Source organism: Sulfuricystis thermophila, from assembly GCF_004323595.1.
GTDB classification, from domain to species: Bacteria; Pseudomonadota; Gammaproteobacteria; order Burkholderiales; family Rhodocyclaceae; genus Sulfuricystis; species Sulfuricystis thermophila.
Map to the genome: position 1 here is coordinate 2,601,413 of NZ_AP019373.1, position 16,174 is coordinate 2,617,586.

Below are 16,174 nucleotides of genomic sequence, written 5' to 3' on the forward strand. Positions count from 1 at the left end.
GACCTATGCTCACCCACCACAGCCTCACCCAACTCAAGACCCTGCGCCTGGATGGCATGGCCCGTGCCCTCGAGGAGCAATTGGCCCAGCCCGGCGCGGCGGCGCTGTCCTTCGAGGAGCGCATCGCCCTGATCATCGACCGGGAGATGTCGTTCCGCGACTCCAAACGCGTCACCCGCCTGCTCAAGCAGGCCAAGCTCAAGGTCGGTAGCGCCTGCCTCGAGGATGTCGATTACCGCCCCGGGCGCGGCCTGGAGAAGAAACTCCTCGCTTCGCTCGGCGGCGGCGACTGGATCCGCCATCACCAGAACTGCCTGATCACCGGCTCCACCGGCAGCGGCAAGACCTGGCTCGCCTGCGCGCTCGGCAACGCTGCCTGCCGGCAGGGCTTCTCGGTGTTGTATGTCCGCCTGCCGCGGCTCTTCGAGGAACTGCGCATCGCCCACGGCGACGGCAGCTTCACGCGTCGCCTCTCAGCGCTGGCGAAGACCGACCTATTGCTGATCGACGATTGGGGATTGGCGCCGCCGTCGGCGGCGGAACGCTCCGACTTGCTCGAGGTGCTCGACGACCGCGTCGGCACGCGCTCGACCATCATCACCAGCCAGCTACCCGTCGAGCATTGGCACGAGTATCTCGGCGAGCCGACGCTCGCCGACGCCATCCTCGATCGCATTCTGCATGCCTCGCACCGGCTCAAGTTGACTGGCGACTCGATGCGCAAGGCGAGAAGGACGTGATGCCAGTGCGCCAAACACAGGTTCCCCACAGGCGACCGCCCGCCAGCGTTAGAGGCGCGCTGGCGGTCGCCTATGGACAACCCTGCCACGGAGCATCGTGACCGGTCGAGGTAGAATTTGAACACCACGCATCCGCGCTTCCCCAGCGGTCACGTTCATCGGTGCGGTCGGTCACGTTCGTCGGAATGCGCACCTCGGCGCGCGGACGACGATTGCCTGCAGGAGCTGCGCTGGATCTACGACCGGCGCGACATCCAGGAAGCCCATCGAGACCTCTCGGCCTGGATCGGCAAATGGGCGGGCAAGTACCCGAAGCTGGTCGACTGGGTGGAATCGAACATCGCCGAGACGCTGACCTTTTACCGATTACCGCGCGCCCATCACAAGCACATAAAGAGCACGAACATGCTGGAGCGGCTCAACGAGGAGATCAAGCGCAAAACCCGGGTGGTGCGCATCTTTCCGAACGTGGCGTCCTGCCTGCGGCTGATCCGGGCACTATGCGTCGAAACCCACGAGAATTGGCTGGAGAACAGCCGTTACCTGAACATGATGCTGCTCGCGGAGCATAAGAAGGAGGCGCTGAGACTGGCCGCCTGAAGTGGCTGCGCGCTGTCGGCGCCGCGCAGGGCGATCCCTGCGCGCCACCGACAGCGCAAACAGATTCAACCAATTACCTGATCAGCATATTTGCATAACATGACACATACAACTTTACGCCTTTAACCTTCGGTAGCCGACTTCACGTAGGAACCTTGGAGTGACTGGGACGCCAAGTTGTCTGCAAACATCACAGATAAAACGGTAGGCTGCCCCTCGTGGTTTTCCTGTAATAGATCCCGTTATAGAGGGACGTTTCCCTGTTCCATCCTCATATAGCGCACCAAGAGAACGGAACAAAAACAGTTTTGGCAAGTCTTGGGCTCTCCCTGGCGGCCTTGGCATAGCTTGGTAGCTACGCATGGCCGCTACTACTTTAGCTTTGGTATTACGTTTTGCTGCCTCGCGTTGATGTCGTGTTGCCCACATATCTACGAGTATCGCGACATACATCGACTCAACTTCCCCTCTCAGTCGAGCCGCATCCATACTACTTCTCGCTTCATTGAGGGCTGCATCTGGGGAGATTTTTGAGCGCCTTAGATACCTCCATGTGATTTCGCTAAGCCGATCTCCCAAGTCGAAATCTTGCCGGAATCCGTAGCGAATCCTGAGATTTTCTGCTGCTTGCTCTGGGAAGCACCCCTTCCACAAGCGACTTTTTTGTCGCTCGAAATCCATGCGTGGGGAAAATATCAGCTTGGCCATTTCATGTTTGCCCACTAATGCGGCAAAGCCTTACGCTGCCCGTTGCAGTTGGGTCATGTTCTCGCCGGCCGCCAGTAATTCGATTAGCGCTGCCCATGCTTCCAACGCCGCCTTACGTTGTGCCTCATAACTGTTGTGGTTGTAATGGGCGAACACGCCTGATAGAACGTGGTTTGCAATCTTATGGCCCAAGAATGGCTCAAAGCCCAGATCAGGCAAGCGGCTTATCAGTGTCCGCCGAAAATCATGGACATGGCATTGCGTCACGTTCGGCAGCTTGCCCGTTTTGAACATCGTTGCCAGCGCGTTATTCACCGCCCGCCCATAGATCGCCTGCTTTGGTCGTAAGGGCGATGAAAAGACATGGCGCTCTTTACCAGTGATAGGTTTCAAGGCTTGCAGGATCGCCACAGCTTGCGGAGCAAGATGAACAAGGTGTGCCCGCTTGGATTTTGTCCGTTCCGCTGGCAGTCGCCACAATCCCTCTACTAAATCAAATTCCGCCCATTCGGCTTCGCATACTTCACTTTCACGTTGCCCAGTCAGAATCAGCAGCTTCATTGCCGCGATGGTCACAGGATCAGACTTACACAATTCGCGGTTATCAAGCGCCCGCCAGATAGCCGCCAATTCATCCAGCCGCAGTGTTACATCGCGTTTGTTGGGCTTGGCACCGAAAGCCGCCCGTGTCAGTTTCTCTATTGGGGAGTCGGCTATCCACTCGCGTTCCGCAGCGAACCGCCAAACGCGCTTGGCTTGGGTCAATACCTCGCCCGCCAGTTGCTTCGCGGTTTTGCCTTCACGCTCGCCTTGAGCGATGGTGTCCAGTGCCGCGACGACATGCTGCCGTGTCACGTCACGGATTTTTCGATTTCCGATCAGCGCTGCCAACCGATCCAGCCGGTAGCGGATCGCCGGGGCGCTTTTCTTGCCCGCCATGATCTTCTGCATGAATGCTTCGATGACGTCCTTTACGGTCGGTTGATTCCGCTCGGCTTCCTCTTCGGCCCGTCTCGCGGCTTCGACTCGACGCTCTTGCTCTAGCAGGGCTTCCCAATCGGCTACTGGATCACGCCCGGATCGCCGCGCCGCTTTCCAAGCCCCTGCAATCGAGCGAGCTTGGGTCAGTGATTGCTGCCCATGCCGCAACCAATCGGGGATGCTATCTCCTGGCGCGCCTTCGCGGGCATACCTGCCAATGGTGTATTTTGTACGCTTGCCACGATGCTCATACTCGATCACCCATGTTTTCGTGCCATTTGGCCGCACTCGCAGATACAACCCATCACCGTCGCTCAAAAGCCGGTCGCGAATGGATGGCTTTACAGTCTCGCAGGCCTGAGCAGAAAGTCGTTTCGCCATGACGCCTCTTATGTCTTATTTCTGGGGTGGAAAACCGAAGCCAGTTTTGGGTGGAACTTTGGGTGGGATTTTGATAAGGATTGGGTTGGATTCTACGGGAACACCACGGAACAGGCAATCATATAAATCACTTTTAAAACAGACTATTGGAGTAATTGTGAGGAATCAAGAGGACGCAATATGCGCTACTGGCTGATGAAAACCGAGCCTTCCGTCGTCGGCATCGACGATGTGCTGGCCATGCCGAACCAGACCGTCGACTGGTGGGGGGTGCGTAACTACCAGGCGCGCAACTTCATGCGCGACCAGATGAAGGTCGGCGATGGGGTGTTGTTTTATCACTCCTCCTGCCCGCAGCCGGGCATCGCCGGCATTGCCGAGGTGGCGAAACTCGCCTATCCCGACCGCACCCAATTCGATCCGCAAAGCCCTTATTACGACCCGAAATCGACGCCGGAGAATCCGCGCTGGGTGAATGTCGATGTGCGCGTCGTCCGCAAGATTCCGCTGATCCCGCTCGACGAGCTGCGACGGCATCCGGAACTGGCGAACATGCGCGTCTTGCAGCGCGGCAACCGGCTGTCGATCACGCCGGTCGATCCGGCAGAGTGGGCGTTCATCCTGCGGAACCTCGTCAAATGATCTGGCTCGCCGCTTACCTTCTGCTCGGTGCAGTGGCGGGCTTCTTCGCCGGCTTGTTGGGTGTCGGCGGCGGCGCGATCATGGTGCCAGTGCTGGCATTGCTGTTCGCCGCGCAGGGCTTCCCTGCCGAGCATCTGATGCATCTTGCGCTTGGCACCTCGATGGCGGCGATCGTATTCACCTCGGTTTCGAGCTTGCGCGCGCATCATGCCCACGGTGCAGTGCGCTGGCCGATCGTCAAGAGCATCGCGCCGGGGATCCTCCTCGGCACCTTCGCCGGCGCGCAGTTCGCGAGCCTGATCCCCACCCGGCCGCTGGCGATCTTCTTCACTGCCTTCATGAGCTATGTCGCCTTCCAGATGCTCGCGAACATCAAACCGAAGCCTTCGCGGCAACTGCCCGGACCCTTCGGCATGTTCCTCGTCGGCAGCGGCATCGGCGCGATCTCGGCGCTCGTCGCGATCGGCGGCGGCTCCTTGTCCGTGCCGTTCATGACCTGGTGCAACGTCAAGATGCACGAGGCGATCGGCACCTCGGCGGCGATCGGCTTTCCGATCGCCGTGGCGGGCAGCGTCGGCTATCTGGTCGGCGGCTGGCACGCCACCGGTTTGCCAGCCTGGAGTATCGGTTATGTCTACTTGCCTGCGCTCGCTGCCTGTGCGGCGATGAGCATGCTGACGGCACCTTGGGGCGCGAAAGCCGCGCACCGGCTGCCGGTGGCGACGCTGAAGAAAATCTTCGCCGGCGTGATCCTATTGCTGTTGGCCAAGATGCTCCACGGGCTGCTTTGACCACTTTCGCGTCATCGCGCGCCACAGCCAGCCGGTTTCCTCGCGGCCGGTCAGCAGATAATGCAGCACATTGCGGTTGCGAGCGATGAGTTCCTGTTCCGCGCGTGCCGCGGCGGTGCCGACGAAGAGAATCTGATCGCCGATCATCAGCGAGGTATCGGCTTCCGGCATCAGCATGTCTGCCTCATCGCGCCGCAAGGCCAGCGCAACGCAGGAAAGCCGCTGGCTGCGGTCGGAAGGGTTACGCAGCAATGCCGACAGCACCACTTCACGGCCTTCGGCGATCAACGTGACGATCGCAGTTGCTACATTGTCGTCGATCGACAACTGCCAGCACAGCGGCACGGCCGAGCCCAGCTCCATGCGCAGCCGTGACTGCAAGGCCCAGGCCCAGTCGTCACCGCGCGCTTCCGCGGCGCGCAGGAAATCCGGCAGCAGTGGCGTCGTCAGCCGCGCCAGCGCCGCATGGGCGACGATCTCGGCCGGCGCCATGATCATTTCCGGTTGCAGGGCGGCGAACAGCTCGGCGCGGCTTTGCTGGTTTTGCCGCAGCACGATGAACAGACCGGGGTTCAGTGCGCGCGCGGCGACGGCGATCGAGAGATTGGTCAGGTCGTCGTCGGTGGCGGCGACGAGACCGTCGGCGCTGGCCACGCCGGCCGCAGTGAGCACCTCCGGCTCGACGCCGCTGCCGACGACGGCGGTGAAGCCCGGGGCTTCGAGCGGATGCTGATCGATCAGCGCGATTTCCATGCCCTCGCGCTGCAGTTCCGCCACCAGCGAGTGACCGAAACGCCCATAGCCGCAGACGATCCAGCGGCCGGCCGGCGGATCGCGCGTGGCGACGAGAATGGTGCCCGGCGTGCCGGTCAGCCAGTCGTGCAGGCGATACAGCGCCGGCGCATGAATGGCCAGCGCCAGAAGCCGCGCGAAGTTGGCGAACGGATTGATCGTCTGCGTCGCGCCGAAGGCGGTCATGCGCTGGGCGATCGCGTCGTGCTCGACGCGCAGGATCGCCGGCAATTGCGGGCGCAGCAGGCGGGCATGGGCGGCGATGGCGAGATTCGCCTGGTCGTCGTTGGTCAGCGCCAGGATGCCGCGGCAAAATCGGTGCATGAGCCCGGCGGCGAAGAGGTTTTGGGTCTGCGCCGCATCGCCGGCGAGCGCCGGCGTTTCGCTGCGGAAATCCTCGAGCTCGAGTTCCGCCAGCCGGTTCTCGTCCAGGTCGATCGCAACCGCACGCGCATCCATCTTGTCCAGCGCCGCGAGCACCCGACCGCCCGTCTCGCCACAACCGCACACGATGTAGAACGGCTCCGCGAGACGCTGCACGCGCCGCTTGAAACGGCCGGCGGAAAGGGCCTGCTGGAAGGCACGGTCGGAAAACAGCGCCAGGATGGTGAGGATCGCATAGGTCCAGACGATCACCGTGGCATAGATGATCGCCGTCACCCACATCCGCTGCGCTTCCGAGAAGGCCTGCGGAATTTCGCCGAAACCGATCGTCGTCGCCGTATAGCTGACGAAATAGAACGCGTGCAGGAAGGACATTGGCGGTGCCGGCTTGCCTTCAGCATCGGCGCCCGGAATCAATGTCAGGCCGAGAATCGAGACGGCATAGACGACGATCAGCAGAATCAGCGGCGCACGCATGCGCCGCAGGACGATGAAGAAGGCGCTGCCGGGATGCATCTCGGCTCTAGCGCCGCATCATCACCGTTTCGGCGACCAGGATCGCCAGCGAGACGATGTTGGCGAGCAAGGCGCCGCCGGACAGCGAGACCACGCTGGCGGTGGTTGCCGGCGTCATGCCCTCGCCGCTGACATGCACCGCGAAAGCCCAGACGCTCGCCGCGGCGATCAGCTGCAGGTCGGCGACCAGGCTGGTGGCCAGATGGATCGCGCCGATCTGCGTGCGGTCGCCGAATTTGAGCACCGTGGCGATCAGGTTGACGATGATCGCCGCAAACAGCTCGTAGATGTGATGCAGCTCGGGCCGGTCGATGTCGCCGATGAAGAAGCCGAAGTTGAGCGTCGCAGCGAGAACGATGAAGAAACCGAAGACGACCTTCTCGAAATTCATGACTGCTCCTCGATCGCCCCTTCCGCCCAGCGCAGGATCGGCTGCCATTGCTCCCAATCCTGCGCGGCGCGGCGCGGGGACAGTTCGAAAATCGTCAGTCCATGGGCTGCGGCCTGCACGTAGTTCTGCGTGTCGCGCAAATGGGCGATCACCGGCAGCCCGGTGTCCTGAAGGAAGCGCTCGAGCTCGGCGGCCGCGCGCGTGCGGGCATCGACGCGCATGCCGACGACGACGATCTCGACCGGGTGTTTGCGCAGCGCCTTCTCTTCGAGCAGCTCGTCGAGGAAACGGCGCGTGGCGAGGATGTCGAACAGGGAAGGCGCGAGCGGCACGATCAAGCGATCGACCAGTTTGAGCAAATGCGCGAGCTTCTTGCCATGCAAGCCCGCAGGGGTGTCGAGCACCGCATGGGTGGTGCCTGCCGGCGGGCGCGCCGGTTCGTCAGGGCGAATTTCCCAGGTCGATATTTTCGGCAGCAGCGGCGAGCGCAACCGCAGCCAGGCCGCCGTCGATTGCTGGCGGTCGACGTCCCCGAGCATCACACGGTAGCCGCGCCGCGCCAGCCCGCCGGCAAGATTGGTCGCCAGCGTGCTCTTGCCGACGCCGCCCTTGGGATTCGCGATCAGACAAGTTTGCATGATGGCCAATGGTAGCAGGCGCCGGTCTTAAGCGCTCAAATGGTTGGCATCCACCACCGCCAGCGCCGTCATATTCACCAGCCGGCGCACCGTCGCCGTCGGCGTCAGGATATGCACGGGTTTGGCCGCGCCGAGCAGGATCGGGCCGACGGTGATGCCTTCGCCATTGGTTTCCTTGAGCAGGTTGAAGGCGATGTTGGCGGCATCGACGTTGGGCATGATGAGCAGATTCGCCTCGCCTTTCAGGCGGCTGCCCGGATAGGCACGCTTGCGGATCGCTTCGTTCAACGCGGCATCACCGTGCATCTCGCCATCGACCTCCAGCTCCGGCGCACGCGCGGTGATGATTTCCAGCGCACGCGCCATCTTGCGCGTCGCATCGGTCGGCACACTGCCGAAGTTCGAGTGCGACAGCAGCGCGACCTTCGGCACCAGGCCGAAACGGCGCACCTCGTCCGCCGCCATCAGCGTGATGTCGGCAATCAGCCCCGCATCCGGGTCCTCATTGACGTAAGTGTCGCAGACGAACAGCGTATGGCGCGGCAAGAGCAAGAGGTTCATCGCCGCGAAACAATGGGCACGGGCTTTCAGGCCGATGACATCCTCGATGTGTTTCAGGTGCTGGGCGTGACGACCCACGGTGCCACACAGCATCGCATCGACGTCGCCGCGCTTGAGGAGCATCGCGCCGATCAGCGTGGTGTCGGAGCGCAACAGTTGCTTGGCCATCTCGGGGGTGACGCCCTGACGCCCCATCAGCGCGTGGTATTCGTTGCACAGCTCGCGGTAGCGCGGATCGGAAAGCGGATTGACGAGCTCGAAGTCATGACCGGGACGGATGCGCAGCCCGGCGCGCGCGATGCGCATCTCGATCACCTCGGGCCGGCCGATCAGCACCGGCTGCGCGAGCCCCTCGTCACACACCGCCTGCACCGCATGCAGCACGCGCTCGTCCTCGCCTTCGCAGTAGATGACCCGCCGCGGCGCCTGCTTCGCGGCAGCGAATACCGGCTTCATGACGAAGCCGGAGTGATAGACGAAGTTGTCGAGCTTTTCCCGGTAGGCCGTCAGATCCTTGATCGGCCGCGTCGCGACACCGGATTCCGCCGCCGCCTGAGCGACGGCCGGGGCGATCTTGACGATCAGCCGTGGATCGAAAGGCTTGGGGATCAGGTATTCCGGGCCGAAGGCAGTCGCCTCGCCGCCATAGGCCATCGACACGACGTCGGAAGCCTCGGCCTGGGCGAGTTCGGCGAGCGCGCGCACGGCGGCGAGCTTCATCGACTCGGTGATCGTCGTCGCTCCGGCATCGAGCGCGCCGCGGAAGATGAAAGGGAAGCACAGCACGTTGTTGACCTGGTTCGGATAATCCGAACGACCCGTGGCGATGATCGCATCGTCGCGCACCGCGCGCACCTCTTCGGGCAGGATCTCCGGCGTCGGGTTGGCGAGTGCGAGAATCAGGGGCTTGGCCGCCATCTTCGCCACCATCTCTTTTTTGAGCACGCCGCCGGCCGAAAGCCCTAGAAACACGTCGGCGCCGGCGATCGCCTCGCCAAGCGTACGCATCTCGGTGGCCTTGGCAAAGCGCGCCTTGAGCGGATCCATCTCCACTTGGCGGCCTTCATACACCAGGCCGTGGATGTCGGTGACCCAGATGTTCTCGACCCGCACACCGAGCTGGACGAGCAGATCGAGGCAAGCGAGCGCCGCCGCGCCGGCGCCGGAGGTGACGAGCTTCACCTCTTCGATTTTCTTGCCGACGAGTTTCAGGCCATTGAGGATGAAGGCGCCGACGACGATCGCGGTGCCGTGCTGGTCGTCGTGGAAGACGGGAATCTTCATGCGCTCGCGCAGCTTCGCCTCGATGTAAAAGCATTCGGGCGCCTTGATGTCCTCCAGATTGATGCCGCCGAAGGTCGGCTCCAGCGCCGCGATCATGTCGATCAGCTTGTCGGGATCGCGCTCGGCGAGCTCGATGTCGAACACGTCGATGCCGGCGAACTTCTTGAACAGCACCGCCTTGCCTTCCATCACCGGCTTGGCGGCCAGCGGACCGATGTTGCCCAGTCCCAGTACCGCCGTGCCGTTGGTGACCACGCCCACCAGGTTGGCGCGCGCAGTCATCCGGCTCGCGGCCGCTGGATCGGCGACGATCGCATGGCAGGCGGCCGCCACGCCCGGCGAATAGGCGAGCGCCAAATCGCGCTGGTTGGTCAGCCCCTTGGTCGGAATGACCGAAATCTTCCCCGGCGTCGGGGAGGTATGGTATTCGAGGGCGGCGGCGGAAAGCTCCGCGCCGTCCTCCTCTTTGCGTTCTCCACTCATGGTCATGGCTTTGTTATCGGAACCGCGCAATCTTACTCCGCATGCGAAAATGCATTCTCTCAAAGCCAGCTGAATTCGCCATGAAACGCGTCGTTTTCAACCAGAAGGGCGGGGTGGGCAAGAGCACCATCGCCTGCAACCTCGCCGCGATCGCTGCCGCCAAGGGCGGGCGGAAAGGACAGGGTGCGCGCACGCTGGTGGTCGACCTCGACCCCCAGGCCAACTCGACCCGCTATCTCCTGGGCGCCGATGCCGAAGGACTGGAAAACACCGTGACAGGGTTTTTCGACCAGGTGCTCAATTTCAAGCTGCGGCCGAAGGCAACGGAAGAGTTCATCCACGCGACGCCGTTCGAGCGGCTCTATGTCATGCCGGCGGACGCCGCGCTCGAAGAGCTGCAGGCCAAGCTCGAATCGCGCTACAAGATCTACAAGCTCAAGGAAGCGCTCGATGCGCTCGATTTCGACGAGATCTGGATCGACACGCCGCCGGCGCTGCACTTCTACACTCGCTCGGCGCTGATCGCCGCCGACCGCTGCCTGATCCCCTTCGACTGCGACGAGTTCGCCCGCCGCGCGCTCTATACGCTGCTCGACAACGTCGCCGAGATTCGCGCCGACCACAATGCCGCATTGGAAGTCGAGGGTATCGTCGTCAACCAGTTCCAGGCACGCGCCAGCCTGCCGCAGCAGGTGGTCGAGGCGTTGCGTGCCGAGGGCCTGCCGGTGCTCGAACCCTTCCTGTCGGCCTCGGTGAAGATCAAGGAATCGCACCAAGCCGCCAAGCCGATGATCCATCTGGACCCCCGGCACAAGGTGACTGCCGAGTTCGAGCGGCTCTTCGACGCGCTGCAACGAGGGCACAAGATCACGAAGCAGCGGAATTAGTCCTGGCGGTGTGCCGTTCCACCAGCGCCGACTTTCAGCCGAGGAAATCCATCAGCAGGCGGGTGAAGGCTTCCGCCTGCTCGATCACCAGCTGGTGCGAAGCATTCGGCAGCATCTCGAATCGTGCCCCGGGGATCGCCTCGGCAATGGCCCGGTTTGCCGCCGGCGGCGTGCCGGGGTCGTCCGCGCCGCAGATCACGAGTGTCGGCGCGCGCACCGCAGCCAGCTTCTCGGTGAGATCGAGCGTCTTGATCGCTTCCCCCCAGCCGGCGTAGCCGGCCACCGGCGTTGCGGCGATCATCGCGCCGATCCGCGCCATCACCTCGGGATGGGCGGCGCGATACGGCGCGGTAAACCACCGTTCGAGCGTGCCGGCGACATGCGCCTGCATCCCCTGGTTGCGGGCGATGGCGATCCGTTCATCCCACAAGGGTTTCGCCTCGGGCGGCACGCGACTCGTCGTGCTCACCAGCACGAGCTTATCGAGACGCTCGGGATGAGCAAGGGCGAAATGCTGCCCCAGCATGCCGCCCATCGACAGACCGACGAAATGCGTGCGCTCGATCTTGAGCGCATCGAGCAGGCCGACGAGATCCGCGACGAGCATCGGCCAGCTGTAAGGCCCTTCCGGTGCGGAAGTTTGCCCATGGCCGCGCGCATCGAAGCCCAGCACGGTGAAGCGCTCCGCGAGCTGCGGGGCGATTCCGTCCCACAGCGAAAGATCACTGGCGAGCGAATGGGCGAGGGTGACGACTGGGCCGCTGCCCGAGATCTGGTAATGGAGATCGATGCCGTTGGCACTAACTTTCATGGACTGGCTCCTTTTGCCAAGAGATGACGCGACAAGAATTCAAGCACCGCATCGATGCCGGCGTCCATCTCGGCGTATTCATCGTGGCTGCCGGCGATGAGCAACAACTCTACTGCGTCGTGGGCGCGGTTCGCAAAGATCTGCCGCACCTCTTCAACCGGCACGGTTTCATCCGCCGTGCCATGGGCAAGCAGCACGGGGCAGCGAACCGTGCGGATCGTATTCACCGGCGCGATGGCGTCGAAGCGGTGGCCGATCGCGTGCTGCACATAGCCGAGGATGGCCCAGCCAAGCGGCCAGTAGGGGATGTGCTTCCATGCCAGCCAGCGACGCATCATCGCCTCGGGATGAGCGAAGGCGGCGATGCTGACGACGGCGGCCAGCGGCGCACCGCGTGCGGCGGCGAGCAGGCAGGCGCCAGCACCGACCGAATGGCCGATCGCCGCGACGCGCGCCGCATCGATGCCGACCTGCTGCCGCAGCCAGGCAAGAGCGTGCTCGAGGTCCTCGGCGAAACGCGGCAGCGAAGCGAAACTGTCGTCATCGCTCATGCCATGGCACCGCGCATCGAATAGCAGCTGGGCATATCCTGCCCGATGCAGCGGGTCGGCCAGCGGCAGCATCGTTTCGGCATTGCCTCCCCAGCCGTGCAGCAGCACGACCGCCGGAGCCGTTTGCCTTTGTGCCGGGATGAACCAGCCGCGCAGCGTGCGTCCGTTGTTGGTCGGGAATGCGACGGAGCGGAACATCAGGCCGAGATCGGCGGGCGTGCTCCGCTCGATCAGGCGCGGCGCGGCCAGTCCGCGGCGGATCGCCCAGCTGGCAAGCAGCAGGAAAACGAGGACGAGCAGCAGGCCCAGCGACAGGCCGAGAGCAAGGCTCAACTCAGACCGGCTCCAGCTTCGCCACCGACAGCGCCAGCCACTTCATGCCGGCGTTGCCGAAATTGACCTGCACGCGGGCATCTTGCCCGGCGCCTTCGGCATTGACGATGACGCCGAGGCCGAATTTCGCATGCATCACCGTCTGGCCGATGCGCAGGCCGCAGCTTTCTTGCCGGCGCGGTGCCGAGGAAAAACTCGGCGCTGGCGGAAAACGAGACGTCCCGCCGGGCGCCGACTTGTTTCGGAGAGTCGGCGCTGGCGGGACGGCACCAAACATGGCTTTCCCCTGCCGGGCATTGAGGAATTTGAGCAAGCCTGCGGGAATCTCGTCGATGAAGCGCGAGGGCAGGTTGTAGCGCGTCTGGCCATGCAGCAGGCGCATCTGCGCATGGGTGAGATACAGCCGCCGACGCGCGCGCGTGACGGCGACATACATCAGGCGCCGTTCTTCCTCCAAGCCCTTTTCTTCGACGAGGGAATTCTCGTGCGGGAACAGCCCTTCCTCGAGGCCGCAGATGAAGACGACGTCGAATTCGAGTCCCTTGGCCGAGTGCACGGTCATCAGCTGCAGCGCATCCTCGCCTTCGCCGGCCTGGTGCTCGCCGGCTTCGAGCGCGGCATGGGCGAGGAAGGCGGCGAGATCGGCGGAGAGCTCGCCTTCGGCGCCGGCCGTGCCCTCCTCGGCGATGAAGGCGGCGGCGGCATTGACGAGTTCGTCGAGGTTGGCGAGCCGCTCCTGGCCTTCCTTCTCATTCCGGTAATGCTCGCGCAGGCCCGAGAGGTCCAGCACATGCTCGACGAGTTCGGGTAGCGGCAGCGCCGCCGCCTCGCGCAGCTTGCGGATCAACTCGGCAAAGGCTGCAAGCTTCGCGCCACCGGCGCCGGCCACATGCGGGATCGCCGCATGGAGGCTCGTCCCCCGCACCTTTGCCGCATCGGCGAGCTGCTCGAGTGTCCTCGCGCCGATGCCGCGCGTCGGGAAATTGACGACGCGGGAAAACGCCGTGTCGTCATCGGCATTGGCGATCAGCCGCAGATAGGCGAGCGCGTGCTTGATCTCGGCGCGCTCGAAGAAGCGCAAACCGCCATAGACGCGGTAGGGAATGCCGGCATTGAACAAGGCGTGTTCGAGCGCGCGCGACTGCGCGTTGCTGCGGTAGAGCAGCGCGATCTCGCGGCGCGCATGGCCCTCATTCGTCAGCGCCTTGACCTCCTCGACGATGAAGCGCGCCTCCTCATTCTCCGAATATGCCTCGAAGACGCGGATCGGCTCGCCGGCGCCCGCTTCGGTCCATAAGTTCTTGCCCAGCCGCGTGGGGTTGTTTTTGATGATCGCATTGGCGGCATCGAGGATGTTGCCGTGCGAGCGGTAGTTCTGCTCCAGCCGGATCAGGTTCTTGACCTGAAACTCGCGCTCGAAATCGCGCATGTTGCCGACCTCGGCGCCGCGGAAGGCATAGATCGACTGGTCGTCATCGCCGACGCAGAACAGCGCGCCCCCTCCCCCTGCCAAGAGCTTCAGCCAGCGGTATTGCAGGCGGTTGGTGTCCTGGAACTCATCGACGAGGATGTGGCGGAAGCGCTCCTGATAATGCCGGCGGATCGGCTCGTTGCGCTCCAGGAGTTCGTATGAACGCAGCAGCAGTTCGGCGAAATCGACCACGCCTTCCTTCTGGCACTGTTCCTCATAGGCGGCGTAAAGCTCGACGCGCTTTTTCGTCCAGTCATCCCAGGCCTCGACCGCCACCGGGCGCAGGCCCGCTTCCTTCTGCGCGTTGATGAACCAGCAAAGCTCGCGCGGCGGATATTTCTCGTCATCGATGTTGAGCGATTTCAGCAATCGTTTGACGGTGGCGAGCTGATCGGCGGCATCGAGGATCTGGAACAGCTGCGGCAGATGGGCATCGCGGTAGTGCGCCCGCAGCATGCGGTTGCACAGGCCATGAAAGGTGCCGATCCACATGCCGCGCAGATTCATCGGCAGCATCGCCGACAAGCGTGCGAGCATTTCTTTCGCCGCCTTGTTGGTGAAGGTGACGGCGAGGATCTGTTGCGGGCTAGCCTGCCCGGTCGAGATCAACCAGGCGATGCGGGTGGTGAGCACCCGCGTCTTGCCGCTGCCGGCGCCAGCGAGGATCAGGGCGTGTTGTGGCGGCAGGGTGACGGCCGCAAGCTGCGGCGGATTGAGACCTTCCAGCAGATTCAATGGGTTAGCCTTATCTCAAAGTCGGCAGTCTACTCCAAGCCCATTGAACTTTTTGGCGGATTCCCTATCTCATGGTTAAATGTTGCGGCGCAACAAAATTGCGCCCGAAAGGAATCGCCATGAAACCCATGACCCCGAAAATCCTCCCCTGGCTGGCCCACAAGGCCGGCATTGCCGAACATCGTGCCGAAATCCTCTGGCACGCCGCAGCCCGCCACGCGGCTCACGCCACTGGTGAGACGGACACCCCTGCCTACTGGGCGGCGGCGATGGATCATCTGCTCGAACTCATCGCCGCCGAGCGTCTGCGCGAGGATGCCGCCTCCTTCGGCTGGCGTCGCTGGGCACGCCTCTACCGAGATCTCTGGCAGGTGCCGATCACCTGCCTCGATGCGCTGATGCTCGGCACTCAGCGCGGCTGGCGGCAGTTCAAACCGCTTTCTTTCGGCTGATCCGCTCCCCGCGAGTTGGGCAGTGCCATAATCCGCCCATGGATTGGGGCACTGTCCGTTACCGCCTGGGCAATGACTTCCAGCTGGCGATCCTGACCTTTCTGGGATCGCTGGCGGTGTTGGGCATCACACCGTTCGCGATCTACCGCGCGATCGATCGTGAATGGGTGCCTTTCGCGATGGATGTCGGCATCATCGTCACCATCGTCGCGGGTGTCTCGTATGCCTGGCGCAGTGGCGATTCCCAACGACCCAGCACGTTCCTGAGCTATTTCGTCGGCGTGATGGCCGTCGTCGCTACGCATGTGCTGGGGGTCCACGGCACCTACTGGATCTATCCGGCGCTGATCGCCAATTTCTTCCTGGCACCGCGCAAGCATGCCCTCATCATCGCGGTGGCAGTGCTCGCGCTGATCCTCCTGACCGGCGGGTGGTATCGGGAAACGCGCGAGGCCGCATCGTTTGCCGTGACGCTCGTGCTATCCGTTCTGCTCGCCTATGTGTTTGCGCATCGCGCCGCGGAGCAGCGTGAGCAGCTGCGTCGTCTGGCCTCACTGGATGCGCTGACCGGCGTCTTCAACCGGCGGGCCCTCTATGGCGAACTCGAACGTGCGCAGAAAATCCTGGCGCGAGAAGGGAAGAGGCATGGCTTGCTGATGCTCGATCTCGATCATTTCAAACAGATCAACGATCGCTTCGGCCATACCCAAGGCGACGAGGTGCTGATCCGTTTCGCCAGACTGCTCGAAAAGACCCTGCGCCCGCACGACCGTCTGTTTCGCTATGGCGGCGAGGAATTCGTCATCCTGACCCAGGTCGACGACGCCGAAACGCTTCGCGTCATCGCCGAAAAATTGCGCACGGCCACTGAAAGATCGCTCGATGCTGGGAATGATTCAACGGTGACGACTTCGATCGGCGGTACGATCTTGCATCCCGGTGAGCGCAGCGATGCCTGGCTCGCGCGCGCCGATCGCGCCCTTTACCAGGCCAAACATGGCGGCCGCAACCGTGTGGTGATCGAAGCCGGCGAATGATTCGC

General features: G+C 63.2%; 14 protein-coding genes and 1 pseudogene. 7 read left to right on the forward strand and 8 right to left on the reverse strand.

Annotation, left to right across the window (positions count from 1 at the left end; all coding sequences use genetic code 11):
• The first annotated feature begins 5 nt into the window (after positions 1 to 5).
• Both istB and M52SOB_RS13120 read left to right on the forward strand, forming a co-directional pair.
• Positions 6 to 740, forward strand: a complete 735-nt coding sequence (istB, locus tag M52SOB_RS13115; protein WP_131112219.1) for an IS21-like element helper ATPase IstB — start codon at positions 6 to 8, stop codon at positions 738 to 740.
• A 192-nt stretch (positions 741 to 932) separates the two neighbouring features.
• Positions 933 to 1,340: pseudogene (locus M52SOB_RS13120) on the forward strand (transposase); the annotation flags it as partial.
• Between the two features lie 738 nt (positions 1,341 to 2,078).
• Here M52SOB_RS13120 and M52SOB_RS13125 read toward each other — a convergent pair.
• Positions 2,079 to 3,410, reverse strand: a complete 1,332-nt coding sequence (locus tag M52SOB_RS13125; RefSeq protein ID WP_131112220.1) for a tyrosine-type recombinase/integrase — start codon at positions 3,408 to 3,410, stop codon at positions 2,079 to 2,081.
• Between the two features lie 180 nt (positions 3,411 to 3,590).
• Here M52SOB_RS13125 and M52SOB_RS13130 point away from each other — a divergent pair, with 180 nt between their 5' ends.
• Together M52SOB_RS13130 and M52SOB_RS13135 are read left to right on the forward strand one after the other, a co-directional pair.
• A complete protein-coding gene (locus M52SOB_RS13130; protein WP_131112221.1) occupies positions 3,591 to 4,052 on the forward strand; it encodes an EVE domain-containing protein in 462 nt (153 codons plus the stop codon).
• The gene (locus tag M52SOB_RS13135) at positions 4,049 to 4,843 is read left to right on the forward strand and encodes a sulfite exporter TauE/SafE family protein (RefSeq protein ID WP_131112222.1); all 795 of its coding nucleotides are present in this window, start codon (positions 4,049 to 4,051) and stop codon (positions 4,841 to 4,843) included. Before M52SOB_RS13130 ends, M52SOB_RS13135 begins: the two co-directional genes overlap by 4 nt.
• On the opposite strand, the gene M52SOB_RS13140 is transcribed toward M52SOB_RS13135, so the two are convergent.
• The 4 genes from M52SOB_RS13140 to M52SOB_RS13155 are packed head-to-tail and all read right to left on the reverse strand — an operon-like array spanning position 4,805 to position 9,898.
• Positions 4,805 to 6,535 carry a potassium channel family protein gene (locus M52SOB_RS13140; protein ID WP_131112223.1) on the reverse strand — a complete coding sequence of 577 codons (1,731 nt, stop codon included), beginning with the start codon at positions 6,533 to 6,535 and terminating at the stop codon, positions 4,805 to 4,807. The genes M52SOB_RS13135 and M52SOB_RS13140 overlap by 39 nt on opposite strands.
• A gap of 7 nt (positions 6,536 to 6,542) precedes the next feature.
• On the reverse strand, positions 6,543 to 6,926 hold the full coding sequence (locus tag M52SOB_RS13145; RefSeq protein ID WP_131112224.1) for a DUF6394 family protein: 384 nt from the start codon (positions 6,924 to 6,926) through the stop codon (positions 6,543 to 6,545).
• Positions 6,923 to 7,564 (reverse strand): ParA family protein, encoded by a 642-nt coding sequence (locus tag M52SOB_RS13150; RefSeq protein ID WP_131112225.1) that lies wholly within the window; start codon positions 7,562 to 7,564, stop codon positions 6,923 to 6,925. The genes M52SOB_RS13145 and M52SOB_RS13150 overlap by 4 nt, the downstream gene beginning before the upstream one ends.
• A gap of 27 nt (positions 7,565 to 7,591) precedes the next feature.
• The gene (locus M52SOB_RS13155; protein ID WP_284155118.1) at positions 7,592 to 9,898 is read right to left on the reverse strand and encodes an NADP-dependent malic enzyme; all 2,307 of its coding nucleotides are present in this window, start codon (positions 9,896 to 9,898) and stop codon (positions 7,592 to 7,594) included.
• A 74-nt stretch (positions 9,899 to 9,972) separates the two neighbouring features.
• Between M52SOB_RS13155 and M52SOB_RS13160 the strand changes: the two genes are divergently transcribed.
• Positions 9,973 to 10,779: a ParA family protein gene (locus M52SOB_RS13160; protein ID WP_131112227.1), complete on the forward strand. Its 807-nt coding sequence runs from the start codon at positions 9,973 to 9,975 to the stop codon at positions 10,777 to 10,779.
• 34 nt (positions 10,780 to 10,813) lie between these two features.
• Here M52SOB_RS13160 and pcaD read toward each other — a convergent pair whose 3' ends face one another.
• Genes pcaD through M52SOB_RS13175 form a run of 3 tightly spaced genes read right to left on the reverse strand, consistent with a single transcriptional unit; the run spans position 10,814 to position 14,680 of the window.
• The gene (pcaD, locus tag M52SOB_RS13165) at positions 10,814 to 11,590 is read right to left on the reverse strand and encodes a 3-oxoadipate enol-lactonase (RefSeq protein WP_131112228.1); all 777 of its coding nucleotides are present in this window, start codon (positions 11,588 to 11,590) and stop codon (positions 10,814 to 10,816) included.
• On the reverse strand, positions 11,587 to 12,474 hold the full coding sequence (locus tag M52SOB_RS13170) for an alpha/beta hydrolase (RefSeq protein ID WP_284155119.1): 888 nt from the start codon (positions 12,472 to 12,474) through the stop codon (positions 11,587 to 11,589). The genes pcaD and M52SOB_RS13170 overlap by 4 nt, the downstream gene beginning before the upstream one ends.
• A 1-nt stretch (position 12,475) precedes the next feature.
• Positions 12,476 to 14,680: a UvrD-helicase domain-containing protein gene (locus M52SOB_RS13175; RefSeq protein WP_131112229.1), complete on the reverse strand. Its 2,205-nt coding sequence runs from the start codon at positions 14,678 to 14,680 to the stop codon at positions 12,476 to 12,478.
• A gap of 119 nt (positions 14,681 to 14,799) precedes the next feature.
• Here M52SOB_RS13175 and M52SOB_RS13180 point away from each other — a divergent pair, with 119 nt between their 5' ends.
• Positions 14,800 to 15,132: a hypothetical protein gene (locus tag M52SOB_RS13180; RefSeq protein ID WP_131112230.1), complete on the forward strand. Its 333-nt coding sequence runs from the start codon at positions 14,800 to 14,802 to the stop codon at positions 15,130 to 15,132.
• Positions 15,133 to 15,170: 38 nt separating this feature from the next.
• Positions 15,171 to 16,169: a GGDEF domain-containing protein gene (locus M52SOB_RS13185; protein ID WP_131112231.1), complete on the forward strand. Its 999-nt coding sequence runs from the start codon at positions 15,171 to 15,173 to the stop codon at positions 16,167 to 16,169.
• Positions 16,170 to 16,174: the final 5 nt, after the last annotated feature.

Excerpts from the sequence above, each read along its gene's own strand:
- istB (WP_131112219.1), top strand. The coding sequence starts at position 6 with ATGCTCACCCACCACAGCCTCACCCAACTCAAGACCCTGCGCCTGGAT.
- M52SOB_RS13125 (WP_131112220.1), bottom strand. The coding sequence starts at position 3,410 with ATGGCGAAACGACTTTCTGCTCAGGCCTGCGAGACTGTAAAGCCATCC.
- M52SOB_RS13130 (WP_131112221.1), top strand. The coding sequence starts at position 3,591 with ATGCGCTACTGGCTGATGAAAACCGAGCCTTCCGTCGTCGGCATCGAC.
- M52SOB_RS13135 (WP_131112222.1), top strand. The coding sequence starts at position 4,049 with ATGATCTGGCTCGCCGCTTACCTTCTGCTCGGTGCAGTGGCGGGCTTC.
- M52SOB_RS13140 (WP_131112223.1), bottom strand. The coding sequence starts at position 6,535 with ATGCATCCCGGCAGCGCCTTCTTCATCGTCCTGCGGCGCATGCGTGCG.
- M52SOB_RS13145 (WP_131112224.1), bottom strand. The coding sequence starts at position 6,926 with ATGAATTTCGAGAAGGTCGTCTTCGGTTTCTTCATCGTTCTCGCTGCG.
- M52SOB_RS13150 (WP_131112225.1), bottom strand. The coding sequence starts at position 7,564 with ATGCAAACTTGTCTGATCGCGAATCCCAAGGGCGGCGTCGGCAAGAGC.
- M52SOB_RS13155 (WP_284155118.1), bottom strand. The coding sequence starts at position 9,898 with ATGACCATGAGTGGAGAACGCAAAGAGGAGGACGGCGCGGAGCTTTCC.
- M52SOB_RS13160 (WP_131112227.1), top strand. The coding sequence starts at position 9,973 with ATGAAACGCGTCGTTTTCAACCAGAAGGGCGGGGTGGGCAAGAGCACC.
- pcaD (WP_131112228.1), bottom strand. The coding sequence starts at position 11,590 with ATGAAAGTTAGTGCCAACGGCATCGATCTCCATTACCAGATCTCGGGC.
- M52SOB_RS13180 (WP_131112230.1), top strand. The coding sequence starts at position 14,800 with ATGAAACCCATGACCCCGAAAATCCTCCCCTGGCTGGCCCACAAGGCC.
- M52SOB_RS13185 (WP_131112231.1), top strand. The coding sequence starts at position 15,171 with ATGGATTGGGGCACTGTCCGTTACCGCCTGGGCAATGACTTCCAGCTG.